General features: G+C 56.3%; 22 protein-coding genes and 1 tRNA gene. 21 read left to right on the top strand and 2 right to left on the bottom strand.

Annotated features, from left to right (window positions below):
• Positions 1-36 precede the first annotated feature (36 nt).
• The 3 genes from alaS (at position 37) to mltG (ending at position 4,577) form a co-directional block, all read left to right on the top strand.
• Positions 37-2,712: an alanine--tRNA ligase gene (gene alaS / locus ALMA_RS06915; protein WP_094726977.1), complete on the top strand. Its 2,676-nt coding sequence runs from the start codon at positions 37-39 to the stop codon at positions 2,710-2,712.
• A 75-nt stretch (positions 2,713-2,787) separates the two neighbouring features.
• On the top strand, positions 2,788-3,234 hold the full coding sequence (gene ruvX / locus ALMA_RS06910; protein ID WP_094726975.1) for a Holliday junction resolvase RuvX: 447 nt from the start codon (positions 2,788-2,790) through the stop codon (positions 3,232-3,234).
• Between the two features lie 23 nt (positions 3,235-3,257).
• A complete protein-coding gene (gene mltG / locus ALMA_RS06905) occupies positions 3,258-4,577 on the top strand; it encodes an endolytic transglycosylase MltG (RefSeq protein WP_244568908.1) in 1,320 nt (439 codons plus the stop codon).
• Here mltG and ALMA_RS06900 read toward each other — a convergent pair.
• Positions 4,574-5,050 carry a hypothetical protein gene (locus tag ALMA_RS06900; RefSeq protein ID WP_094726974.1) on the bottom strand — a complete coding sequence of 159 codons (477 nt, stop codon included), beginning with the start codon at positions 5,048-5,050 and terminating at the stop codon, positions 4,574-4,576. The genes mltG and ALMA_RS06900 overlap by 4 nt on opposite strands.
• Before the next feature lie 96 nt (positions 5,051-5,146).
• Between ALMA_RS06900 and aroC the strand changes: the two genes are divergently transcribed.
• From aroC to ALMA_RS06815, 17 genes are all read left to right on the top strand, one after another.
• Positions 5,147-6,337 carry a chorismate synthase gene (aroC, locus tag ALMA_RS06895; RefSeq protein WP_094726972.1) on the top strand — a complete coding sequence of 397 codons (1,191 nt, stop codon included), beginning with the start codon at positions 5,147-5,149 and terminating at the stop codon, positions 6,335-6,337.
• 229 nt (positions 6,338-6,566) lie between these two features.
• Positions 6,567-8,306, top strand: coding sequence for a bifunctional shikimate kinase/3-dehydroquinate synthase (locus ALMA_RS06890; protein WP_244568917.1), 1,740 nt, complete (start codon positions 6,567-6,569; stop codon positions 8,304-8,306).
• 23 nt (positions 8,307-8,329) lie between these two features.
• On the top strand, positions 8,330-8,821 hold the full coding sequence (aroQ, locus tag ALMA_RS06885) for a type II 3-dehydroquinate dehydratase (RefSeq protein WP_094726968.1): 492 nt from the start codon (positions 8,330-8,332) through the stop codon (positions 8,819-8,821).
• A gap of 15 nt (positions 8,822-8,836) precedes the next feature.
• Positions 8,837-9,910 (top strand): threonine aldolase family protein, encoded by a 1,074-nt coding sequence (locus tag ALMA_RS06880; RefSeq protein WP_094726966.1) that lies wholly within the window; start codon positions 8,837-8,839, stop codon positions 9,908-9,910.
• 10 nt (positions 9,911-9,920) lie between these two features.
• Positions 9,921-10,589 carry a YoaK family protein gene (locus ALMA_RS06875; RefSeq protein WP_158520681.1) on the top strand — a complete coding sequence of 223 codons (669 nt, stop codon included), beginning with the start codon at positions 9,921-9,923 and terminating at the stop codon, positions 10,587-10,589.
• A gap of 403 nt (positions 10,590-10,992) precedes the next feature.
• Positions 10,993-12,672: a CTP synthase gene (locus tag ALMA_RS06870; protein WP_086107058.1), complete on the top strand. Its 1,680-nt coding sequence runs from the start codon at positions 10,993-10,995 to the stop codon at positions 12,670-12,672.
• Between the two features lie 246 nt (positions 12,673-12,918).
• Positions 12,919-14,373: a Fe-S cluster assembly protein SufB gene (sufB, locus tag ALMA_RS06865; protein ID WP_086107076.1), complete on the top strand. Its 1,455-nt coding sequence runs from the start codon at positions 12,919-12,921 to the stop codon at positions 14,371-14,373.
• The gene (gene sufD / locus ALMA_RS06860) at positions 14,374-15,558 is read left to right on the top strand and encodes a Fe-S cluster assembly protein SufD (protein WP_094726962.1); all 1,185 of its coding nucleotides are present in this window, start codon (positions 14,374-14,376) and stop codon (positions 15,556-15,558) included. It abuts the gene before it with no gap.
• A gap of 9 nt (positions 15,559-15,567) precedes the next feature.
• Positions 15,568-16,344, top strand: a complete 777-nt coding sequence (gene sufC / locus ALMA_RS06855) for a Fe-S cluster assembly ATPase SufC (RefSeq protein WP_086107056.1) — start codon at positions 15,568-15,570, stop codon at positions 16,342-16,344.
• Positions 16,345-16,435: 91 nt separating this feature from the next.
• Positions 16,436-17,698, top strand: coding sequence for a SufS family cysteine desulfurase (locus ALMA_RS06850; RefSeq protein WP_094726960.1), 1,263 nt, complete (start codon positions 16,436-16,438; stop codon positions 17,696-17,698).
• A 14-nt stretch (positions 17,699-17,712) separates the two neighbouring features.
• Positions 17,713-18,264 (top strand): Fe-S cluster assembly sulfur transfer protein SufU, encoded by a 552-nt coding sequence (gene sufU, locus ALMA_RS06845; RefSeq protein WP_094726959.1) that lies wholly within the window; start codon positions 17,713-17,715, stop codon positions 18,262-18,264.
• A gap of 38 nt (positions 18,265-18,302) precedes the next feature.
• Positions 18,303-18,875 (top strand): metal-sulfur cluster assembly factor, encoded by a 573-nt coding sequence (locus ALMA_RS06840; RefSeq protein WP_169712324.1) that lies wholly within the window; start codon positions 18,303-18,305, stop codon positions 18,873-18,875.
• 204 nt (positions 18,876-19,079) lie between these two features.
• On the top strand, positions 19,080-20,423 hold the full coding sequence (locus ALMA_RS06835) for a uracil-xanthine permease family protein (protein WP_094726957.1): 1,344 nt from the start codon (positions 19,080-19,082) through the stop codon (positions 20,421-20,423).
• A gap of 490 nt (positions 20,424-20,913) precedes the next feature.
• The gene (locus ALMA_RS06830; RefSeq protein ID WP_094726955.1) at positions 20,914-21,132 is read left to right on the top strand and encodes a hypothetical protein; all 219 of its coding nucleotides are present in this window, start codon (positions 20,914-20,916) and stop codon (positions 21,130-21,132) included.
• A 91-nt stretch (positions 21,133-21,223) separates the two neighbouring features.
• Positions 21,224-21,664: an Rrf2 family transcriptional regulator gene (locus tag ALMA_RS06825; RefSeq protein WP_086107051.1), complete on the top strand. Its 441-nt coding sequence runs from the start codon at positions 21,224-21,226 to the stop codon at positions 21,662-21,664.
• Position 21,665: 1 nt separating this feature from the next.
• Complete coding sequence (locus ALMA_RS06820) at positions 21,666-22,493, top strand: protein-ADP-ribose hydrolase (protein ID WP_211278349.1); 828 nt, start codon at positions 21,666-21,668, stop codon at positions 22,491-22,493.
• Between the two features lie 63 nt (positions 22,494-22,556).
• On the top strand, positions 22,557-23,552 hold the full coding sequence (locus ALMA_RS06815; RefSeq protein ID WP_211278348.1) for an SIR2 family NAD-dependent protein deacylase: 996 nt from the start codon (positions 22,557-22,559) through the stop codon (positions 23,550-23,552).
• 4 nt (positions 23,553-23,556) lie between these two features.
• Here the strand turns inward: ALMA_RS06815 and ALMA_RS06810 are convergent, their stop codons facing one another.
• The gene (locus ALMA_RS06810; RefSeq protein WP_094726953.1) at positions 23,557-24,417 is read right to left on the bottom strand and encodes a TrmH family RNA methyltransferase; all 861 of its coding nucleotides are present in this window, start codon (positions 24,415-24,417) and stop codon (positions 23,557-23,559) included.
• Between the two features lie 126 nt (positions 24,418-24,543).
• Between ALMA_RS06810 and ALMA_RS06805 the strand changes: the two genes are divergently transcribed.
• Positions 24,544-24,631 (top strand) — tRNA-Leu (locus tag ALMA_RS06805).
• Positions 24,632-25,023 lie beyond the last annotated feature (392 nt).

Raw genomic sequence — 25,023 nt, 5'->3', positions numbered from 1 at the left:
TTTTATACCCTCATATAATCAAGGAGTTACGCAGGAATGCGCACGTCAGAAATAGCAAATAGGTATACAGGATACTTCGAAAAGCAGGGCCACTTGGTGCTGCCTTCAGCGTCCTTGATTTCCCCAAATCCTACCACATTATTCACCATCGCAGGTATGGTTCCTTTCGTTCCTTATCTTCTGGGAGAGCAGACTCCACCGAAGACGCGAGTGACCAGTAACCAGAAGTGCGTGCGCACGCTGGATATCGACGAGGTGGGTAAGACCACTCGTCATGGCACCTTCTTCCAGATGCTGGGTAACTTCTCCTTTGGCGATTACTTTAAAGAAGAAGCCATTCACTATGCATGGGAGCTTCTCACGAAGCCTCAAAGCGAGGGCGGTTATGGCTTCGACACAGAAAAGCTGTGGGTGACTACCTTCACTGATGATGAAGAAGCTCGCGCTATCTGGCGTAATGAGGGTATGGATCCTGAGCACATGCAGGTCATGGGCATGGAAGATAACTTCTGGACCATGGGTGGACCTGGACCTGGCGGCCCATGCTCGGAGATTTATGTGGACCGTGGACCGCAGTACGGTAAGGAAGGCGGCCCTATCGCCGACGAAAACCGCTACACGGAGATTTGGGATCTCGTTTTCGAGAATTACGAAGTCGATAACGTGAAGTCGAAGACAGACCTGCACATCGTCGGCGAACTGGCGAATAAGAACATCGATACCGGTATGGGCCTCGAGCGCGTGGCCTACCTGCTTCAGGGTAAGGAGAACATCTACGAGACCGATGAGATGTTCCCTGTCATCCAGGCAGCAGAAAAGCTTTCTGGCCTCACTTATGGTGAAAAGGAAGAAGACGACGTCCGCTTCCGCGTGGTCGCCGACCATGTGCGCTCTGCTCTCATGATTATGAGCGACGGTGTGCGTCCATCGAATGAAGGCCGCGGTTATGTGCTGCGCCGCCTGCTGCGTCGCACTATGCGCTCCATGAAGATGCTGGGCGTGCAGGAAGAAGTGCTTCCTGAGCTTCTGCCAGTGTCGAAGTCTGTGATGAATGCGAGCTACCCGGAACTGAACGACAGTTTCGCAGACATCGAGAATGCTGCATATGGTGAGGAAGACGCATTCCGCCGCACTCTGGATAACGGTACCACCATCCTCGACGTAGCTGTGAATAAGGCGAAGGCTTCGGGCTCTGCTGTGTCGGGTGCTGACGCATTTGCTCTGCATGACACCTATGGTTTCCCTATCGAGCTGACTCTCGAGATGGCGTCTGAGCAGGGTGTTCAGGTGGATGAGGATGCATTCCGCTCCCTCATGGCGGAGCAGAAGGCTCGTGCACGTGCTGATGCTCTGAAGAAGCGCGGTAACGTGGACTTGAGTGTCTACGACGATGTGAAGAAGAGCCTCGAAGCGCCTATCGACTTCCTCGGATATACGGATATGTCCTCGCGCTCTCGCGTTCTCGGCATCGTCGTAGAAGGCCAGGGCTCTGTCCCAGCCGTCACCGCTCCTGCTACGGTGGAAGTCATTCTCGACCGCACGCCGTTCTATGCAGAGGCTGGCGGTCAGCTGGCTGATCAGGGTGAGATTCTCTCGGATGATGGCGCTGTTCTCGAAGTGGATGATGTCCAGAAGCCTATTAAGGACCTCATCGTGCACCAGTGCCGTCTCGTGGAAGGTACGCTGACGGTAGAGTCTGCTGTGACAGCAAAGATAGATCTCGAGCGCCGCGGTGCTATCGCTCGCTCGCACACGGCTACGCACATGGTACATAAGGCCCTGCGTGAAGAGCTCGGCCCTCAGGCCACCCAGCGTGGTTCGGAAGATGCGCCGAACCGTCTGCGTTTCGACTTCCAGTGGGCATCCGCACCATCGGATCAGGCTATGAACGCTGTGGAAGCTCGTGTGAATGAACGTCTGCGCGATAACCTGTCCGTTACTACGCAGGAGATGAAGTTCGACGATGCTATCGCTCTGGGTGCCATGCACCTGTTTGGCGAAAAGTACGGTGACGTGGTGCGTGTGGTCACTATCGGTGAAGACGGCTGGAGCCGTGAGCTGTGCGGTGGTACACACGTGGACTTCGTGGGTAAGATCGGCGCTATCACCGTCATGAGCGAGTCCTCTGTGGGCACGGGCGTGCGCCGCGTGGATGCAGTCGTGGGCGAGAAGGCATATGACTTCCATGCTCGTGAACATGCGCTGGTGTCCCAGCTTTCGGATGTGATGCATGCGCGTCCAGATGAATTGACAGACCGTATCGCTACGCTCATGGAGAAGCTGAAGGACGCAGACCGCAAGCTCGCCGCACTGTATGAAGCGCAGCTGAAGGCTCAGATTCCAGCACTGGTGAAGTCCGCACGCGAGACGACGGAAGAGGTAGCCGTCGTCACCGCGAACGTGGGACAGTTCGGTACTACGGATGCTCTGCGCTCGGCCGTTATGGAGGTGCGCAGCCAGCTCAGCCAGGATAAGCCAGCCGTTATAGCGCTGGCAGGCGTGGGCGAGTCCGGTACTCCAGTCATCATCGTGGCGGTAAACGATGCTGCACGCGAGAAGGGCCTGAAGGCAGGAGATCTCGTGCGTGAAGCCTCGAAGATGCTCGGCGGTGGCGGTGGCGGTAAGCCAGACTTCGCTCAGGGTGGCGGTCAGGACGCGAGCCAGATTCCATCGGCTCTCGAAAATCTGACGAACACAGTCCTGGGCCGCTAAAAGCGACACGGTACAGGCACGGAAAAGACGGAAGAGACCGTGACGAACAGTCGAGAGATTCGACACCAAGTGTGGATGGGAGTAGATCTGGGAAACGCCAGGGTAGGAATAGCCCTGAGCGACCCGGATCTGCTTCTGGCACACCCGGAAAGCCACATAGCAGTGGCAGGAGATTATTTTTACGCCATAGAAGACGTGATCGCTCTCATAGAGGATCATGATGTCAGTACTGTCATCGTGGGCTACCCACTCCAGTTGGATGGGACAGAGGGGAAAAGCGCGAAGAAAGCGAAGCGCTGGGCGAGTGCGTTAGAGAAGAAATTGCAGCAGTATGCGCTGGATGATGTGCGCGTAGAGCTCCGCGATGAGCGCCTGAGCTCCGTCGCCGCACATAATCAGCTCCTCGATGCAGGACTATCCATGCGTCAGCACCGCAGTGTGATAGATAGCCAAGCCGCAGTAATCCTGTTACAATCAGCTTTAGATGACCAGAAGGGCGAGGCTCGGACATACGAGGCGTAGCTCATCCATGGTTCAGGAGACATATGACAGAAAACGACGAATTATTCGGCATGTTTGACGCCGAGCCCCAGACAGGGCCTCAGGCAGAGCAGCTGACTGACGCCCAGACCACGGGCTCCCATCAGCTCGCTCAGGCTTTCGCTGAGCATACCGCTCAGGGTTCGCAGCTCGACGCAGATATCCATGCGGATATGCGCGCCCAGTCCAGTCCAGCAGCCCCTCCGCTTCCTCCGAAGCGCCGTAGGCAGGTGCGGGCTGAGCGTAAGCGCCGCCGCCGTAAAAAGCAGATGCGTGTGCTCATTATTCTCATCGTCCTCGCGCTCATGGCAGGAGCTGGAGTAGGTGGCTACCAGGTTCTGCGCTCGCTTCGCCATGCGAATGTGGCGGCACAGACGAAGGAATCTGCCACTCTGGACTATCCAGGTCCGGGTACTCCCGAAACTGTGGACTTTACCATCGAAGAAGGCGAAGGAGTGTCTTCTGTCGCGCAAAAGCTCGTGGACGCGGGCGTCGTGCGCACTGCAGGAGCGTTTACGAATGCAGTGGATGCAGCAAACGCTGCTCAGCGTATCCAAGTGGGTACTTTCGAGCTGAAGAAGCAGATGGCAGCTGCAGATGTGGTAACCATCGTGACCGACCCGTCGAAGATTACTGGATCGCTTGTGGTGAAGTCTGGCGAAAAGATGGCAGACGTCATCTCCGCTGCCGTAAAGCTTACAGGTATCGCGCAGTCAGATTTCGATGCGCTGACGAATGCAAGCACGAACGGTGGAGCTACGAATATCCTGCCGGCAGTGGCTGGTGGACAGTTCGAAGGATGGTTCGAGCCGGGCACATATAACGTGAAAGGCATGACGTCGGCGGCAGACGTTCTCAAAGCTATGGTGGATAAGCGTGTGGCGAAGCTTCAGGAGCTGGGCGTGCCGGAAGATCAGTACGAGACTGTCCTCATCAAATCCTCCATCGTGGAGGCTGAGGTGAATAAGGACGAGTACTACGGGAAGGTGGCGCGCGTCATCGAGAACCGTCTGGCGCAGAATATAGCGCTCGGGATGGACTCCACCATCGCGTATGGCGCGGGGGTCATCGCGCGAGACCTGACCGTCTCTCAGCTGAACGACGCGAATAACGCGTATAACACGCGCATTCATACGGGGCTTCCGCCGACGCCTATCAGTAATCCGGGAGATAAGGCCATTCAGGCGGTGATGAATCCGGAGGCGGGAGACTGGATCTACTTCGTGACGGTGAACCTCGATACGGGGGAGACGAAGTTTACCGCGAGCCAGAGCGAGTTCGAGCAGTATTCGAAGGAGTATCAGGACTGGGAGGCCGCGCACTAAGCCAGGTGAGTAAGAGCATAAGCAGTCAGCGTGATGAGTGCCGAGACGTAGAGTATCGGCACGAAAGCGACTGACTGCTTTTCTTTTCTGAGGGCAATTTTCCCACTAACACATCCGCCCATAACGACCCACCAGATCACGAGCCAGTGCCACTGGCTGACAGGAACAGGGCTGAAAAGGAAAGCCATGACGCTCATGGCGGTGACATCTCCGAATGCGAGAGCTCCGCGAGCTATGCGGTAGAGGAAAAATTGGATAAACGTACAGACCACGGCATACGTTACGCCGGCGAACAGAACGCTCCAGCGCGTGACGCCGAAAGCAGACAGAAGTGCGAGCCATGCCAGCTGAACGAGCACGCACGCAAGCACCGTGCGGCGTGACACGAGCCGCACGCGCTCGTCTCGGATAGCGAGGACGAGTCCACCTATCAGACAGGGAAGCACGCTCAGCGTGTGGAAAAGGTAGTCCATTCCGTAAGATATACCCTAGAACCCATGGAGAGTCAAAAATGACATGTATCTCACATGGCGGTGTGTGATTGAACGCGGATAAGCGAGGAGACGACCATGTTACGCTGGCAGACAGCAGGAGAATCCCACGGTGAAGCACTCGTGGCCATGATAGAAGGCCTTCCGAGCGGTGTCGAGATAACCAGCGAGGAGATTAAGCAGGCACTGGCACGCCGTCGCCTCGGCTATGGACGCGGTGCGCGCATGAAATTCGAACAGGACCAGGTGCGTATGCTCACGGGTGTGCGCCACGGCAGTACTCTCGGCTCGCCTATAGCCATCGAGATAGGAAACACGGAATGGCCGAAGTGGACACAGGTGATGAGCGCAGATCCTCTGCCTGAGGATGTGGAGCTCGGCGAGACCGGGCGTAATGCTCCGCTGAGTAATCCGCGTCCTGGTCATGCAGATCTGACCGGTATGCGTAAGTATGGCTTCGAGGATGCGCGTCCGGTGCTCGAACGCTCGTCTGCGCGCGAGACGGCGTCGCGCGTGGCACTTGGTCAGGTGGCAGCGAACTTCCTCAAGCAGGTGGCAGGCATAGAAACCGTCGCGCACGTCATTTCCATCGGTGGAGAATATGTCTCCGAGGATTACACGTTGCCACTCCCATCAGACGTGCCAGCGCTCGACGAGTCTCCTACGCGCACGCTGGATGCCGAAGCGGCAGCACGCATGACTGCACGCATCGATGAAGTAAAGAAGCAGGGGAATACCCTCGGCGGCGTAATCGAGGTCATCGCGTATAACGTGCCAGCTGGCGTGGGCACGTATGTGGAATCGGACCGCCGCCTCGATGCAGCACTGGCTGCGAATGTTATGAGCATTCAGGCCATTAAGGGCGTGGAGATAGGTGATGGTTTTAAGGAAGCAGACCGCCTCGGCTCGGATGCGCATGATGAGATAGTGCGAGAAGACGGCCGTATCCACCGCCTGACGAACCGAGCAGGTGGTGTGGAAGGATCTATGGCGAACGGCGAGCCTATTCGTGTGCGCGCTGCCATGAAGCCTATCTCTTCTCTTCCTCGTGCGCTGCGTACAGTAAATGTACTCACGGGTGAAGAAGCCACCGCCATCCATCAGCGTTCGGATGCCACGGCTGTGCCTGCTGCCTCTGTGGTAGCAGAGGCTATGGTGCGCCTGACTCTCGCGCAGTTCATCCTCGAAAAGTTCGGTGGAGACAGCCTTGAGGAGACGCGTCGGAACATTCAGTCGTACCTGGAGAGCTGGCCAGAGTACCTGAAGTAAGCGGGACTACAGACTCAAGAGCGTAAAAAGCAGGATGAGGGGATAGATGAGTTGGCATAGGAAGCGCCGTCATAAGGCGGACGCAGGCACAGACACACGCACAGATACACGCAGTGGCGGCCAGCAGCGCGGACAGGAACGCAGCGGTCAGCATGCCGGGCAGCGGACGGGTCAGCGAGCCCGCCGAAACGAAAAGAATGCTGTTATTCCGTATGCTGTCTTCATAGGCATGCCAGGCTCAGGCAAGACGCGCATCGGCAGGGAAGTGGCGAATCTTCTCGGTATTCGATTCTATGATTCCGATGAAGAGATAGAACGCATCGAGGATATGCGCATCGCTGAGATCTTCGAGACGCGAGGAGAAGCCGAATTCCGTGCAGTAGAGTGCGATGTTATAGCGGGATTCGTGCGCGCAGACCGCGCCTACCGCAGCAGGTCACAGAGCTCGGATACGTCGTCTCGTACCCGGCACAGCCAGCGCCCACCGCGCATCCCACGCTCACACATTCACTTCGAGGGAATTCTCTCTCTCGGTGGAGGCGCGCCTATGAATGCGCAGACGCAGGAGAATCTGCGCCATTACGCCCGCATGGGTGGTCAGGTCATCTATCTGAATGCCGAGCCAGAAGAAGCTATAGAACATGCCACGCGCTCGGGGACGCGTCCACTGCTGAAGCATAATCCGCATAAAGTGTGGATGGATCTCTACGACCAGCGCCACGAGACATACGCGCAGCTGGCCACATTTACCCTTCCTACGCATGGAAAGACTCCACGTCAGGCTGCGAATACAGTCATCGACGTGCTGGATGAAAGCATTATCCACGTCTCGGGTGCGAGTCCTGAATATGACGTGCATATAGGGATAAATACCATGCAGCATCTTCCGGACCTTCTCGGCGATCCGTCGAGCAAGGATGGAGCTGTTCGCGTGGCGCTGATTCATACGGAGAGTGTGCAGCGCCACAGCGATAAAGCCCGCGCCATTCTGCGTCGCACAGGATATGAGGTTACGGAGATAGTCATCCCAGATGCTGAAGAGGGAAAGACTCTTCGTGTAGTCTCGGATGTGTGGGATCAGCTCGGTGAGCTCGGTTTTACCCGCTCGGATGCCATCGTGGGACTCGGTGGGGGAGCTGCCACGGATGTGGCTGGGTTCATAGCCGCCACATGGCTGCGTGGTATCCGTTATGTGAACTGCCCGACGTCGCTCCTGGCTATGGTGGACGCATCCACAGGTGGAAAGACAGGCATTAATACCGAGGCAGGAAAGAACCTCGTGGGCAGCTTCTACACGCCAGTGGGTGTGCTCGCGGATGTGGATACGCTGCGCACCCTCAGTCCGCGCATCTTCACCGAAGGCCTCGGCGAAGTGGTGAAGGCTGGGTTTATCAGTGATCAGAGTATCTTACGAATCATCGAGAAGCATGCAGATATGCTGCGTACACTCGACCCAGCGCATATAACGGATGAGCAGATGAACATCATCATCGAGCTTATCTCACGTAGCGTGCGCGTGAAGGAACGCCACGTGAGTACCGACCTGAAGGAGAAAGGTCTGCGAGAGTTCCTGAACTACGGGCATACTCTCGGCCATGCCATCGAAAAGATGGAACATTTTACGTGGAGACATGGCGAAGCTGTGGCTGTGGGCATGATCTATGCCGCTGAGCTCGCAGAGATTCATGGCATCGTAGACCGCGATTTCGTAGACTATACGCGCGATATCCTCGAGTCTGTGGGCCTGCCGACCACGTGGAGCACGCTGAGCGAGGCTCTCGGTCCAGATGCCACTGACGCCCAGATGGAAGACTTCGAAGACCGTGTCCTCGAGATTATGCACCGCGATAAAAAAGCACGTGGACGCATGCTGCGTTTCGTCGTGGTTGATGAGATAGGCCACGCCCGTCGTCTGGAAGATCCGAGCGAAGACAGCGTCATCGAAGCGCTGCACCGTCTGGCCTCGTAACAAACGTAGCAAAAGGAGAACATATGACAGAAGCAGCCCACACTCAGGAGACTCAGGAAGCACAGAACAAGCCGAAAATCATAGTAGTGAACGGCCCGAACCTCGGACGCCTCGGCGTGCGGGAGCCAGAGATATACGGGTCAGCTCCCCTCGAGGACTTACGTGATGCCTGCACGCGCTGGGGGGAGGAGCTCGGCATCGAGGTAGACGTGCGCCAGAGTGACGATGAAGCAGAGGTCATCCGCTGGATGCATCAGGCTGTGGATGAAAAGACGCCTATCGTTCTGAATCCTGCTGCCTTCACGCACTACTCGTACGGCCTGGCGGATGCCGCAGCGCAGGTGACGGATGAACACATCCCTCTCATCGAAGTGCATATCTCGAATCCAGCGTCGCGCGAAGCTTTCCGCAAGCATTCGGTGATTTCTCCCATAGCCACTGCCACTATAGCGGGCATGGGTTTCTATGGGTATAAGCTGGCGCTGGAATCCATCGTCCACCTGCTCGAGAAATAAACGAAGAAGAATCACATGTCAGACACCACACCGCGCACCCTCGCATTCCATAATGACTACCATGCCGGAGCTCACCCCGCAGTCCTGAACGCCCTTGTGCGCACGAACGGCATCCCGCAGGATGGCTATGGCGACGATGAGTATAGTGCCAGCGCACGCGAGAAGATTCGCGCCGCTATAGGCCAGCCGCAGGCAGATGTGTCCTTCCTCGTGGGAGGTACGCAAACGAATCAGCTCGTCATCGACACTATGCTGAATGCATGGGAGGGCGTCATCTCCGCGGATACGGGACATGTGAGCGTCCACGAAGCAGGTGCCATCGAGTTCTCCCAGCATAAGGTACTCACCATCGCTAGTCATGACGGACTGATGAACCCGGACGATATCCGCGCATTCGTCGAAGCGTTCTACGCGGACCCGAACCATGAGCATATGGTTTTCCCGGGCATGGTGTATCTGAGCTATCCGTCCGAGTTTGGCACGCTCTACTCGAAGGGTGATCTCGAGGCTATTCGCAGCATTTGTGACGAGTACCACATGCGCCTCTTCGTCGATGGTGCTCGCCTCGGGTACGCTCTGGGCTCGAGTGCGCCGCACCTGAGCCTTCCTGAGCTCGCAAAGCTGGCGGATGCGTTTTACATCGGTGGGACGAAGCTGGGTGCGCTGTGTGGTGAGGCGGTGGTCTTCCCGAATCCGGCCGGGAGTGGTCTTTGCGCGCAGGCTCCTCAGCATCTGACTACGCAGATTAAGCAGCATGGGGCTTTGCTCGCTCAGGGGCGTCTGCTGGGAGTGCAGTTCGATGCGCTGTTTACCGATGGGCTGTACGAGGAAATTGGCCAGAAGGCAGATGCTCTGGCCGAGCAGCTCACGGACGTTCTCCTGCGGCACGGGTACGAGCGCTATCTCGCGAGCTCCACGAATCAGCAGTTCTTCGTCATGAACGAGCAGCAGTACGAACGCCTCACGCGTGCTGCTCAGGTCGCGCTGTGGGAGCCTCCTCGAGACGGGCAGTATATCGTGCGTCTCGTGACGAGCTGGGATACGACGCGCGAGATGATCGATGAACTGGATGCGCGTCTGAATGCGTAACGCGTCTGTCATGCCGCAAGATACGCGCTTCGCCGCCGTTCTGCTCGCTTTTCTGGGCGGCGCGCTCGACGTCTTCTGCCATATCCGCTTTAAAACGCTGCTCGCCACGCAGACGGGTAACATCATCCTGCTCATCTCGGATCTGAAGCCGGATAGCTGGCAGATGATGCTCATCAAGTGTCTATCCATCGCGTTCTTTTCGCTCGGTTTTGTCCTCGGCATCTGGGCGAAGCGGCGCGCGCGCACGGCATACTGGCGCGTCTGGCTTCTGCTTCCTCTCCTTTTCTGTACGGCAATCTTCCCACTCTTTCTTCACGCCTCGTCCACGCTGTCGGTCGCACTGCTCGGCTTCGGTACAGGACTGATGATGCTCACGTTTACGGGAAGTCATATCGAAGCGTATCCCTTCACTATCCTCATGACCTCGGGAAATTACCGGCGTATGCTCACCGCCTGGTATGACTACTTTTCGGGGGAGAGGGAATTCGCTGTCCTCAGGCGCGCACTGAGCTATGTCACTGTGGTGGTGAGCTTTATCTGTGGTGGGCTCGGTGTGTCGGTGCTCGAGCGGGTCGTGGGAGACTATGCGCTCTGGGTGGTGACGGTGGCGCTGATGATTCTTCTCGTTTACTACTGCGCGGCTGTGTATGTGGATGCGCTCGAGGAGCGCGACGTGTAGGCGGAGGTGTGCTGATGGCCTCATCACGTCTCGTCTCGAAAAGTTTTGTCTAGCAAAGTTTTGTCTAGCAAAGTTTTGTCTAGCAAAGTTTTGGGCGGGAATGACTATCTGTGCAGTCATTCCCGCCCAAAAGCGTATCAGAACGAGGTTCTCGTGGTCATTTCCGCCCAAAACTTCTCGAGACGGGAAGCCCCTACAGACCTCAGTCAGCCTACTCTATCTCTATATCATCCTCGATGTTCTGTGCTCGCCTCGAGACGTTAAAGTACATAAAGTACGCCATAGCGCTAAACGTGTAGACGAGAGTGACGCAGAGATATCCATGGTGACTGCCAGAAAAATTCGCTCCGAGCCCTAACACACCCTAGCTTTTCGTCATACGAAACTGATATACTTAAATTCCATGGTTAATGAACATGGTAATACTTCTGAACATATTACGAAGCACATTTTCGTCACCGGTGGCGTCGTGTCTTCTCTCGGTAAAGGTCTCACCGCTTCCTCCCTCGGACGCCTTCTGCGCAGCCGCGGTTTGCGTGTTCTGCAGCAGAAGCTGGACCCGTATATTAACGTCGATCCTGGCACTATGAACCCATTCCAGCATGGCGAAGTGTACGTCACTGAAGACGGTGCTGAGACGGATCTGGACATCGGTCACTATGAGCGCTTTCTGGACGTACCGCTGAGCCAGCGTGCGAATGTGACCACTGGCCAGATCTACGAGAACGTTCTGCGTAAGGAGCGCGCCGGCGAGTACCTCGGCCAGTGCGTGCAGGTCATTCCTCACATCACGAATGAGATTAAGGAGCGCATGCGCTCCCAGGCGGGGGATGATGTAGATGTCATCATCACCGAAATCGGTGGAACGGTAGGAGACATCGAGTCTCAGCCATTCCTCGAAGCAGCACGCGAAGTGCGCACCGAGCTCGGCAGCACGAACTGCATGTTCGTTCATGTCTCTCTCGTGCCATGGATCGCGTCCGCTCATGAGCTGAAGACGAAGCCTACGCAGCATTCCGTCATGATGCTGCGCCAGCTGGGTATCCGTCCAGATGCACTCGTGCTACGTTCGGACCGTCCACTGGGTCAGGGCATTAAGGATAAGATCTCGCTCATGTGTGACGTGGACGAGAACGCAGTAGTGAACTGCGTGGACGTACCAAGCATCTACGAGATTCCTACCATGCTCCACTCCGAGGGCCTGGACTCGTATGTCATCAAGCACCTCGAGCTCACCTGCGGTGACGTAGACTGGGCTGAGTGGGAGGACCTGCTCGACCGCGTGCACCATCCGAAGGATGAAGTAACCATCGGTATCGTGGGTAAGTACATCGACCTGCCAGATGCCTACCTGTCCGTCACCGAAGCTATTAAGGCTGGCGGCTTCGGGAACTACGTGCGCGCGAAGATCGAGTGGATTTCTGCAGATAACTGCGAAACCATGGAAGGTGCTCAGCGCTACCTCGGTCACCTCGACGGCATCGTTATTCCGGGAGGCTTCGGTATCCGCGGTATCGAAGGTAAGGTGAATGCTCTGCGCTACGCTCGCGAGAATAAGCTGCCAGCCCTCGGCATCTGCCTGGGTATGCAGTCCATGGTCATCGAGTATGCGCGTCACGTCCTGGGCTATGAAGATGCGAATTCCTCGGAGTTCAGCTCAGACACCACGCATCCAGTCATCGCCACGATGGAAGAGCAGAAGGACATCGTTTCGGGTAACGGAGACATGGGCCACACCATGCGCCTGGGTTCCTACCCAGCAGTGCTGAAGGAAAAGTCTCTGGCTGCAGACCTCTATGGATCCACGAAGGTTACCGAGCGTCACCGTCACCGCTATGAAGTGGCTGTGAACATCAAGCACGAGCTCGAAGAGGCAGGCCTGTCCATCTGCGGTTCCAGCCCAGACGGCCAGCTCGCTGAGTTCGTGGAGCTGCCTCAGAGCGTGCATCCGTTCTACATCGGTACGCAGGCTCACCCAGAGTTTAAGAGCCGCCCTACGAAGCCACACCCACTCTTCGCTGGTCTGGTGAAGGCTGCTGTGGATCGTAAGCACGCTGCTCACGCATCCGCACAGCAGGCGTAAGTCAGGCGTAGCCCAGGCATTCAGCCTGCGGCAGGAGCGCTCCCACCGCAAGGTAGAGCGAAAATTGACCTCAGAAAAGAAAAGCGCTGACAGTGTGAGTATGCTCACACGTCGGCGCTTTTTCATTCCCAGCGTAGTAAAACGGGGACAGTCCTTTCTAGAATGGACAGAAGACCTCTGTGTCACAGCACAGGAGAGAAAGATACAAGCTAAAAGGAGGTGGCCGTGGCGAACGAAGATGTAGAAATGAACAAATACATCGACGCTCGAGGTGGCGTGAACGCCGAAAAGCTGCAGCAGGATGACGAGCTCATCCAGCAGTTCGGCGAGTACACGTACGGATGGCATGATTCCGACGAAGCAGGTAAAGCGGCGAAAAAGGGCATCGACGAGAACGTCGTGCGCGAGATATCCGCTGATAAAGGCGAGCCAGACTGGATGCTGGACATGCGCCTGCGTGGATATAAGGCATTCGTGGAGAAGCCTATGCCAGACTGGGGCGTGGATCTCAGCGGGTTCGACGCGGATGATTTCAAGTATTACGTGAAGCCTCTGGATAAGCAGGCGAAGAGCTGGGAAGAACTCCCGGATGACATTCGCACCACCTATGACCGTCTCGGTATTCCGGAAGCGGAAAAGAACCGTCTCGTCTCCGGTGTGGCCGCACAGTACGAGTCGGAGGTTATCTATAACTCCATTCGTGACGATCTCGCGGCTCAGGGCGTCATCTTCGTGGATACGGATACCGCCGTGCGCGAGTATCCTGACCTCGTGAAGAAGTACTTCGGTACTGTGGTCTCTCCAGAAGATAATAAGTTCGGCGCGCTGAATACGGCAGCATGGTCGGGCGGCTCCTTCGTGTATGTGCCGAAGGGCGTGCACGTGGACATCCCGCTGCAGGCTTACTTCCGCATTAACACTCCAGCTATGGGCCAGTTCGAGCGCACGCTTATCATCGCGGACGAAGGCTCGTACGTCCACTACGTCGAGGGCTGCACGGCGCCTATCTACTCGGAAGACTCGCTGCACGCGGCTATCGTGGAGATCATCGTGGAAAAGCACGCACGCGTGCGCTATACCACGGTGCAGAACTGGTCGAATAACGTGTATAACCTCGTCACCCAGCGCGCCTACGTGCGTGAGGGCGGAACTATGGAATGGGTGGACGGGAACATCGGCTCGAAGGCCACCATGAAGTACCCAGCGTGCATCCTCGCTGAGCCGTATGCGAAGGCAGAGACCATGTCTCTCGGCTTCGCTGGAAAGGGCCAGTACCAGGACACAGGTGCGAAGATGATTCACCTGGCTCCTCATACGAGCTCCACCATCGTGGCGAAGTCCATCTCGCGTGGCGGCGGCCGTTCGGCATACCGCGGTCTGGTGAAGATAGTGAAGGGTGCTGAAGGGTCAAGCTCGAACGTGGTCTGTGATGCGCTGCTCGTGGATGACTTCTCTCGTTCGGATACGTATCCGCACGTGGACGTCCGTGAGGATGACGTGTCCATGGCACACGAGGCGACCGTGTCGAAGGTTTCGGAAGATCAGCTCTTCTACCTCATGAGCCGAGGCATCGAAGAGAAGGAAGCTATGGGTATGATAGTGCGCGGCTTCGTGGAGCCTATCTCGCGTGAGCTGCCTATGGAATATGCTCTGGAGCTGAACCGTCTGGTGGAGCTGCAGATGGAAGGATCGGTGGGCTAAATGGCTGAGCGTAAAGAGATAAGCATTCCTGTGGCAGATCCCACGAACCCGTACGCTATTCCTGCTGCTATGCCGTCGAGTGCGGATAAGAATCCGCGTTCGTTTAGCGTGGAGGATTTCGCGCTGCCGAGCAGGAAGCTGGATGACTGGCGCTTTACGCCGGTCGAGCGTCTCGAGGAGTTCGCATCTGTCTTCACTCCTGCAGGTCAGGTGCAGGTGAGCGTGAGCGCCATCGACGGCTCGGATGTGCCGTCTGGCGTTTCTTGTGTGTCAATTCCTAAGTCGCAGGCGCCTGCCGGAACCGTCTCGAAGCCGAATGACCGCGTCTCGGCTGTCGAGTGGAATTCTGGTGCGAACGCCGTCCACGTGCACCTGGCAGAGGATACGTCCGTGCCTGTGCTCGTGCGCGTGCACTCGGAAAGCTTTGAGCTGGACTCTCTCCATCTGGTCATCACCACTGCGGCGAATGTGCACGCAGACATCGTGGTAGAGCATGATGGAGATGCGCGTCTGGCAGAAGGCGTGGAGATCTCCACAGGAGACTTCTCTGAAGTATCCACCACCTTTATTCATGAATGGTCGGATACCTCGAAGCACGTGGGTAACCACCGTATTCATGTGGGTAAGGGTGCTACACTGCGTCACAGTGTGGTCACTCTGGGCGGCCAGACAGTGCGCATCCGTATGGATCAGGACTTCGGTGGCGAGCAGGGCGACCTCACCATGCTGGGTATCTACTTCGCTGAGCCGGGGGAGCACATCGAGCACCGCACGATGGTGGTACATAACCAGCCTGAGTGTAAGTCGCGCGTCATCTATAAGGGAGCGCTCTCTGGTCAGGGAGCCCACTCTACATGGGTGGGGAATGCTCTCATCGAGCCGACCGCTCCGGGCACGGATTCCTACGAGCTGAACCGTAATCTCATCCTCGTCCCGGGTGCCATAGCGGACTCGGAGCCAAACCTCGAGATAGAAAACGGGAACATCGTGGGAGCCGGTCACGCCAGCTCTGTGGGTCGTTTCGACGACGAAGAGCTGTTCTACCTCATGAGCCGAGGCGTCCCGGAGAAGGAAGCGCAGAAGCTCGTGGTCGCTGGCTTCTTTAACGAGCTGATAGAAGAGATAGGCATCCCAGCCATCTCTGAGCACCTTATGAACACTGTGAACGCACGTCTGGAAAGGTAACGAGCAGTCATGTCTGTACTAGAAATCAAAGACCTCTACGCATCCGTAGAGACGAATGAGGGACGCAAGCAGATCCTCAAAGGCGTAAACCTCACCATTAATTCGAACGAAACTCATGCCATCATGGGCCCAAATGGTTCGGGAAAGTCCACGCTGGCATACACGCTGGCGGGCCACCCGAAGTATGAAGTGGACTCCGGTCAGGTCTTCCTGGATGGTGTGGATATCCTCACCATGACGCCAGACGAGCGCGCTCAGGCTGGACTCTTCCTCGCTATGCAGTATCCAGTGGAGGTGCCAGGTGTTCCTATGACGAACTTCCTGCGCACTGCGAAGACTGCCATAGACGGCGAGGCTCCGGCTGTCCGCCAGTGGACGAAGGACCTTACTGCGGCTATGAAAAACCTGCGCATGGATCCGAAGTTCGCCACGCGTTCGGTAAACGAAGGCTTCTCCGGTGGTGAGAAGAAGCGTGCAGAAGTGCTCCAGCTCGAGCTGCTCAAGCCGAAGTTCGCTGTACTCGACGAGACGGATTCGGGTCTGGACGTGGATGCTCTGCGCATCGTGTCCGAGGGCGTAAACCGCGCGAAGGCGAACACGGGTCTCGGCATTATGATGGTGACGCACTACACGCGCATCCTCAAGTACATTAAGCCAGACATCGTCCACGTCTTCGCCGATGGTCACATCGTGGAGACTGCAGGTCCAGAGCTGGCAGACTACCTCGAAGAGCATGGATACGATAAGTACATGCCAGAGGGAAGCACGGAGTCCGCGCAGGCATAAAAGTCCTGCACAGCTACAGCGGCACGGGAGTTCGCTCTTCGTGCCGCTCGCGCATTTTCGTCAGCCAGATTCGTCAGAAAGAAGCATAGTCATGGACATCGCTGAGATTCGCTCGCAGTTCCCACTGCTCGACCAGACCATCCACGGGCAGCCTCTGGCATACCTCGACTCGGGTGCTACTGCGCAGAAGCCAGCTTGCGTCATCGACGCTGAAGCAGACTTTTACCGCACTATAAACGCGGGCGTCCACCGTGGAGCACACGAGCTGGCTGCGCGCAGCACTGAGGCATATGAGCAGGCGCGCTATGAGGTGGCACGTCTCGTGGGGGCACATTTCGGAGATGGAGATGATGAGCTCGTGGTCACGGGTGGTGCCACTGCTGGCCTGAATCTCCTCGCGAATGCCTTCGACCACGCGTCCCTCGATGGTATCGAGCCTTTCGCCCTTCATCCTGGCGATGAAGTGGTGGTCTCGCGTGCCGAGCATCACTCTGTTCTGCTGCCGTTCCAGGAACTGTGCCGCCGCACGGGGGCCACGCTGCGCTGGCTGGATCTCGACGCGGAAGGCCGGATACGCACCGATGAGGAGAGCCTGGCTGAGGCTATTACCGAGCGGGCGAAGGTCGTGGCCTTCACCCATATCTCGAATGTGACGGGAGCTATTACGGATGTGGCGGCTATCGTGGCGCGCGCGCATGCAGTGGGTGCCCTCGTCGTGCTCGACGCCTGCCAGAGCGTTCCGCACATCGCGGTGGATTTTCACGCTCTGGACGTGGATTTCGCTGCGTTCAGCGCGCATAAGATGTATGGGCCGACGGGCGTGGGCTTTCTGTATGGGCGCCGCGAGCTGCTGGAAAAGCTACCTCCGGTGAACTTCGGTGGATCCATGGTCGAGCTCGCCTGGATGGAGAAACCTGCACAGTACATGGCTCCGCCGGCGAAGTTCGAGGCGGGAACGCAGCCTGTGGCACAGGTCGTGGCTGCGGGAGTAGCTGCGCGCTGGATGCGTGAGATAGGCCTGGGCGCCATCGAGGAGCACGAGAAGACGCTCGTTCCTGCTCTGCTCGAGCTACAGGACATCGACGGCGTGCATGTGCTCGGTCCGCTCTCGGCTGAGAGCCGCATCGGCACGGTCGCCTTCGAGATAGACGGCGTTCATCCGCATGACGTAGGCCAATTCATCGATTCTCGTGGTATCGCTATCCGCGTGGGACATCACTGCGCACAGCCTGTACACAGGCATTTCGGATATTATGCGTCGAACCGAGTATCCTTGGGAGTCTATAACACCCCAGAAGAGATAGAACGCCTGAAAGATGCCGTGCGTGATGTGCGCGGATTCTTTACGCGGTAGAATTGGCAGGAAAAATGTACGACGAACTCGAACAGATGTATCAAGAGGTCATTCTCGAAGCCTCGAAAGCACCTCACGGAAAGCAGTCCTTTGCGGCGGACATCACGAGCGCGGCCTCAGAACAGGCGAGTAGCGCGGCGCAGACCGTGCGCGCCGAGCACGAAGCCTGCGTGAGCGCGCAGTCGCATCAGTTTAATCCGACATGCGGGGATGAAGTCACCGTCCGCGTGGAACTCTCGGACGGCACGAACGGCGAGCCTATCCGCATCGAAAACCTCATCTGGGACGGTCAGGGATGCTCTATCTCGCAGGCCAGCCTGTCCATCATGTACGACCTCGTGCAGGGTAAAACGCTCGACGAGGCTATGGAGCTCTCGCGGACCTTTAAAAAGCTCATGGAATCGCGCGGAGCAGGCCTCGACGATGACGCAGCAGAAGAAGCACTCGACGACGCCATCGTCTTCCAGGGCGTCTCGAAATACCCGATGCGCATCAAGTGCGCGCTGCTCGGATGGGAAGGTTTGAAGGATTCTGCAGCGATAGCCTTGACACAGATGACCAAATAAGGAAAAGTAAGAACGACATAAGAAAGTACGGAGCACCCATGGCATCAGATAACCTCACGAATCTCGTACCCGAGCCGACCGGAAGCATCTTCGACGCCGTCTCCAGCGTCTACTCGGATGACGAGCTGGCACGCCAGATAGCGCAAAATCCGTCCTCAGCAGGTATGCTAGAAGAATCCTATACGAGGGCACGAGCCAAGGAGGGCGCTGCGATGAATGAAAGTACGCGAACCGAAGAGTTCGAAGGTGTAAGTTTGACTTTTCTCGACGAGATAGGCCGTGTGACGGCGAAAGATGTAAAGGAAGCGCTCCATCAGGTCATGGATCCTGAGCTCGGTGTGGATGTGGTGGACCTCGGGCTGGTCTACGGCATCGAGATAGACCACCTGGGGCGCGCCATCCTCACCATGACACTGACCACACCGGCATGCCCGCTCACCGACCTCATCGAGGACGAGTGTGCGAGTGTGCTCGCGGGTCTCGTGGAAGAATTCCGCGTAGACTGGACGTGGACACCAGCGTGGAACGTGGATATGATCACCGAAGATGGCGCAGCGCAGCTGGCCGCTCTCGGGTTTAACCTCGATAACCTGCCGCGCGCCTATGCGTAGGGGAGGGATCTGGGCAGGCGTTCTGGGCGAGGGACACGCCGGAACTGAGCGGTTTGTGTCCTTTTTCGTCACCATACGCTAGTATGAAGTTTCAACGATATTAGTAAAGGCGCTCCCAGCGAGCCTCATTACTTTCGCGCGGTCTCATGCTGTGCTGAGTAATGCTCGCTGTGGGGCGCTTTTTTCGAGAAGAAAGAGATATACATGTCGTTGAATTTCACATGGCAGCTTCACGGTGATGGAAAGCACATCGCTCCAGGTGAGGTAATCGAGCCAGAAGAACGTCTCACTTTCGCCCGTACCGCCAGCGTCGGTGCACAGCACGTTATCGCTATGTTCGGTGCTACGTTCCTCGTTCCTATTCTTACGGGATTCGACCCATCCACGACACTGTTCTTCACGGCACTGTCCACCGCGCTGTTCCTTCTGATTAATAATAACAAGCTACCTAGTTACCTGGGTAGCTCGTTTGGTTTTATAGCCCCTATCGCAGCAGTCACCGCTGCACATAAGGGTCTGGCAGTGGCGAGCTTCGGCATTCTGTGCACGGGTCTGGCTCTGGCTCTCGTGGGCGTTATCGTGCACTATGCTGGCGCACAGTGGATCGATAAGCTCATGCCTCCAGTGGTGAATGGCGCTATCGTGGCCATCATCGGCTTTAACCTGGCTCCATCGGCATGGAACAACTTTAAGGCAGCTCCAGACACTGCTCTGGTTACGCTTCTCGCGGTCATGCTCGTGGCAGTACTCTTTAAGGGAATGCTGGGACGCCTGAACATCCTCATCGGCGTGCTCATCGGCTATGTGTATGCTATCGCGCGCGGTCAGGTGGACTTTAAGCCAGTCGAAGATGCAGCATGGGTGGGCCTCCCACGCTTCCATGCTCCACAGGCAGACTTCTCCATACTGCTCATGTTCCTGCCAGTAGTCCTCGTGCTCATCGCAGAAAACATCGGTCACGTGAAGTCTGTATCCCTCATGACGGGACGTAACTATGATAAGCAGATAGGACAGTCCCTCTTCGCAGATGGTCTGGGTACCATGTTCGCAGGTCTCGGTGGCGGTTCGGGTACCACTACGTATGCCGAGAACATCGGTGTGATGGCAGCTACGAAGGTGTACTCGACACTCGCATACTGGTTCGCAGCTGGCTTCGCACTCATTCTGAGCCTGTGCCCGAAGTTCGGCGCCATCATTAACACCATCCCGGTAGGTGTGCTCGGTGGTGTGACCACGCTGCTCTACGGTATGATCGGTATGCTCGGTGTGCGTATCTGGGTGGAGAATAAGGTGGACTTCGGTAAGAACGTGAACATGATGGTGGGTGCCATCGTCATGATCATCGGTATCGCAAACTTCACCTTCGCCATCCAGGGTGTGAGCTTTAACGGCATCGCCATCGGCTCCTTCGCAGCACTCATCGCGTACCACGGTCTGAAGAACCTCGGTAAGCTCACCGGCGCTGTGGTCGAAGAGGATGACTACATCGAAGAAGACCAGGATGAGACGCCATACTCCATCCACGGGTCGCAGGAGAAGAAGGCCTAGGGCTGAGGCTAGAAAAGGGTCAAAGGACCAGAGGGGCCAGTGTTCCACCACGTGTGGGGTGCTGGCCCCTTTTTTGTAAGGGGTGTGTGGGGTGCGTGAGGGTTTTGTGCGGATGTGACTGTACGGATGGTCATTTCTGCGCAAAACTGTCTTCAGAGCGGTGTGCTGTAGTCATTTCTGCGCAAAAGGGGAAGTGCGTGAGGCGTAGGAGAGATTTTGGGCGGAAGTGATCATAGGGCGAGGGAAAAGGGGCGCTTTTTGGGCGCAAGTGACTTCATGCATGATCATTTCTGCCCAAAACTATGTATGGCTTGCGCGTGCCAGGTCACATCCGCCCAAAAGTACCCCTTTCCCCTTAGCGCATAGCCATGATGTAAGACTTGCGGTTACAAAGAGAATCAAGTAGGATAGAGCTGGATGAAATAGAAAGAGTTACATCTGGATGATACGGCTCCTTGCGAAGCGTGTAGGGGGGGGAGGAACATGAATAATGACGACGAATGCTGAAAAGCTCAGGCTCTTTTCCGTACTTTTGAGTCGGGAGATGAGTGGGGCGGCACGCAGTCTCCTCCGTGAGGAGTACATCGATCATCATGTTACAGATGGTACGGACGTGGATGCTTTCGTGAAAACGATGAAGCATTTTTCTGGCGGTGCAGAAAAGGCTCGAATGACATTTCTGAGGGTCTTTGAGCGAGGATGGGGATAATGGAATATCCAGGAGACTATACCTCCGAAGAGCGCATGGAAGAACGAGAACGGAAAGTTTTAGCAGAAAAGAGTAAGGAATAGCGAGACACATGCAGATATCTAGTAGATTTACCGTGGCACTGCACATCTTTGAGTGCGTGGACCACTTTAGTGCGACGCAAAAAGTCACCAGTGATTTCCTCGCAGGAAGTATAGGGACGAATGCCGTGATTATCCGAAAGATTTTGGGGCAGCTCCAGAAGGCAGACCTTTTGACTGTAGCGCGCGGAACCGGCGGCATTACAGTGAACAGGCCACTGAAAGACATCACATTTTTCGATGTGTATAAAGCCGTCGATGCAGTGGAAAGCGGAGACTTGTTCCGCTTTCATGAGAATCCGAGCCCAGCATGCCCGGTAGGTGGAAATATTCACACACTTCTCGATGGAAAACTGGATGCTATCCAGACGGCCATGGAGAATCAAATGCGAGAATATACACTGGCAGATATCAGCGAAGAATTGAAAACGATACTCGAGGAAAGAGCGTAACGTGAGCATATCGTCAGCAGACGTTCTCGACGAACTCGTCGAGGCGTTTAAGGTGGACTCGCGCGACTATGCGCATCTCGAGACGCCGGATGATGAGGAGGGCAAGCGCGAGCTACTCCAGGCGCTGATGAATATACGCAGGCCTGCCCCTCTCGACGAGCGCACGCAAAAACTGCAGGATATCTACCTGCAGGCTCGAGTGCGCGAACACGGCATCGTCCATGTGGACGACCTGTCCGAAGTGCGAGATGAACTTTATCTCTGGCAGGGAGATATCACACGACTGGATGCCGATGCCATAGTAAACGCAGCGAATTCCCACATGCTCGGCTGCTTCGCGCCACTGCATGCCTGCATCGATAATGCTATTCATACGGCAGCGGGAGTGCAGCTACGGCAGGAGTGTGCGCGGCAGATGAACGAGCTTCGTGAGACATATGGTCCGCACTACGAACAGCCGACGGTTGTGCCCATGCTCACACCGGCCTATAATCTCCCCTCGAAGCATGTGGTCCACATCGTGGGACCGATTATTCAGGGTGACGAGACGGTGACCTCTGGCAAACGAGTGACTGAGCGCGATAAGGAGCTCCTCGCGCAGTGTTACTCCGCCACTCTGGACCTCTGCGCGCAGCGCGGACTGGATAGCGTGGCATTCTGCTGCATATCCACGGGAGTGTTCCATTTCCCAGCTGAGCGTGCCGCACGCATAGCGGTGGACACTGTAGAAGAGTGGAAGAAAAACCATCCTGGCGCCGTAGAGCGCATTATTTTTAATGTCTTCTCGGACGCTGACCGACAGTATTATGAAGAACTTCTGGGCGTGTAGTAAGTGTACGGAGCTGCAAGCCGTGCGCAAGCATCGAGAAGAAAAAGAGAAGGGAGTGCGACAGTGCGCACGAACGCTACTGCAAGCGATGCCACTATCGATACCATATACGAGGAAAAAATACAGACGCTCCGCACGGCCATCGACGACGCTGACGCCATCCTCATCGGCGCGGGGGCGGGCCTATCCACTGCAGCGGGTCTGACATACTCGGGCGAGCGCTTCGAGAAGTACTTCGCAGACTTTGCAGCAGAGTATGGTATACAGGATATGTATTCTGGTGGTTTTTATCCCTTTCCTGATGAGGAGACGCTCTGGGCGTGGTGGTCGCGCCATATTTATGTGAACCGCTACATGCCGTCAGATTCCGCGACGTGCCTGTACACGCGGCTAAAAAATCTCGTAGACGGGAAGGATTATTTCGTCCTGACCACGAATGTGGACCATCAGTTCCAGAATGCGGGATTTGATAAGGAACGCCTGTTCTATACGCAGGGAGATTATGGCCTTTTCGAGACTGTGCCCGAGCAGCGAGGCGAGGATAAGACAGATGCTGAGAACGCTCAGTCCCGCACATATGATAACGAAGAGTGGGTCTCAGCTGCTCTCGAAGCTCAGGGCTGGGTGAAAAACGATGCGGGGATTTATACCCCTCCGGACGATGCACAGGACATGTCCATGCGTATACCATCCCATCTCATTCCTCGAGATGAGCAGGGTCGGGCGGTGCGTATGAATCTGCGTATCGATGGCGATTTCGTGGAGGATGCGGGCTGGCATGCGGCCGCCGAACGCTATGGCGAGTTTTTGCGCAGAACGGACGAATCTCGGAGCTTGGAGGGCTCCCCGGCTCAGCATGTGCTCTATCTCGAGCTCGGCGTGGGGCAGAATACGCCGAGCATTATTACGTATCCGTTCTGGCGGCTTACATATGATAATCCGCTCGCCACGTATGTGACAGTCTCGCTCGAGGATGCGTACGTTCCGCGCGAGATAGCTGACCGCGGTCTGGGGATCGATGCGGACATAGCTCAGGTTTTGAGCCAATTATCCGCATAATGTCTCACATCGTGGCATAGAAGGCGACGGCGCTGGATGCTGCTACATTCAGGCTGTCCACGCCGTGGCTCATAGGGATTTTTACCGTCAGATCTGTGGCGGCGAGCGTGCGCTTGCTCAGCCCGTCGCCTTCGGTGCCGAAGATGAGGGCTACTTTTTCTATGTGGTCTGGCTCGCTCGGCGCGCTGTGTATGCGTCTGCTGAGCTCCTGCAGTGAGATGGAGTCGTCCGTCAGTGCCATGGCCACGGTGGTGAATCCGAGTTCTGTCAGCTCCTGGATAGATGGCTGTGGCCAATTCTTCCTCTCACTTCCGCCGATTCTCGTCCACGGTACCTGGAACACCGTCCCCATAGAGACGCGCACAGCCCTTCTGTACAGTGGGTCGAGACAGGATGGGGTAGCGAGGACGGCATCTATACCGAGTGCGGCGGCGGAGCGCATCAAAGCACCCACATTCGTAAAGTCCACGATGTTCTCCATGACCGCTACGCGCTTCGCATCAGCACAGAGGTCACGGACGCTCGGAAGTTCCCAGCGGCGCATAGCACACATGGCTCCCCGGTGAAGACGATACCCGGTCAGCTTTTTCAGAAGCTCTTCGGATGCCACGAAGACGGGAATGTCAGGCCCCCACTGCGAGTCTACAGAAGCGAAGGTCTCTTTCATGCCCTCGAGCCACTCTTCTTCTATGAGAAAGGAGAGTGGCTCTCGGTGGGCAGCGAGCGCGCGTTCTATGACTTTAGGACTTTCTGCTATGAAGATACCCTGGTCTGGCTCGAGCTTGTTTCTCAGCTGGATCTCGGTGAGATTAATGTATGCGCTCAAGCGCGGGTCCTCTAAGGAGTCTACTCGAAGAATCTGCATGGTCTCTAGCCTAGCCGTGGGGGTGGAGTCTCGGAGCGACACGCCGGTCTTGCATTGATAGGGCATCTATACTATTCTACATAACTGTTGCTTGAAGCACTGGAGAAATCCACTGCTGAGAGAACTGTCCGGGTGGCGGAATGGTAGACGCGCTAGCTTGAGGTGCTAGTGCCCATTTTATACGGGCGTGCGGGTTCAAGTCCCGCTCCGGACACTTTCGTGGAATCTTCCCGTTCTGGGGAGATTTTTTTGTTTTCTGTTGGTATACTTATCCTTAAGCCTCGCATTACAGCTGATGAGAGGTGAGAGAAGATAAGGAGTTCGCCATGAACGGTCATGGGAGTTCGGATAAGCAGCGATTCCATAATCGCATGTATAGCTTCCTCGTAGCAGGGATATGCTTAGCGCTATTTTCGCCGATGTAGGCATATAGGAACTAAAGTTATTGCTTAAGTTTGTGTTAGGCGTTGTGTTTCTTGGTGTTAGGGCGTGTTGAGGTTTTCTTCTGATACCTTGTGGGTGTGTCATAGAAGGTATGAGACATGTTTCTGCCCAAGCGCCACAGTGTCCTGTATGTCATACGCGTATGAAGAAAAACGGTCGAGA

The organism is Alloscardovia macacae (genome assembly GCF_002259705.1).
Taxonomy (GTDB): Bacteria; Actinomycetota; Actinomycetes; order Actinomycetales; family Bifidobacteriaceae; genus Alloscardovia; species Alloscardovia macacae.
Note: the sequence above shows the minus strand (reverse complement) of the source record. Positions and strands in the feature narration are given on the sequence as shown.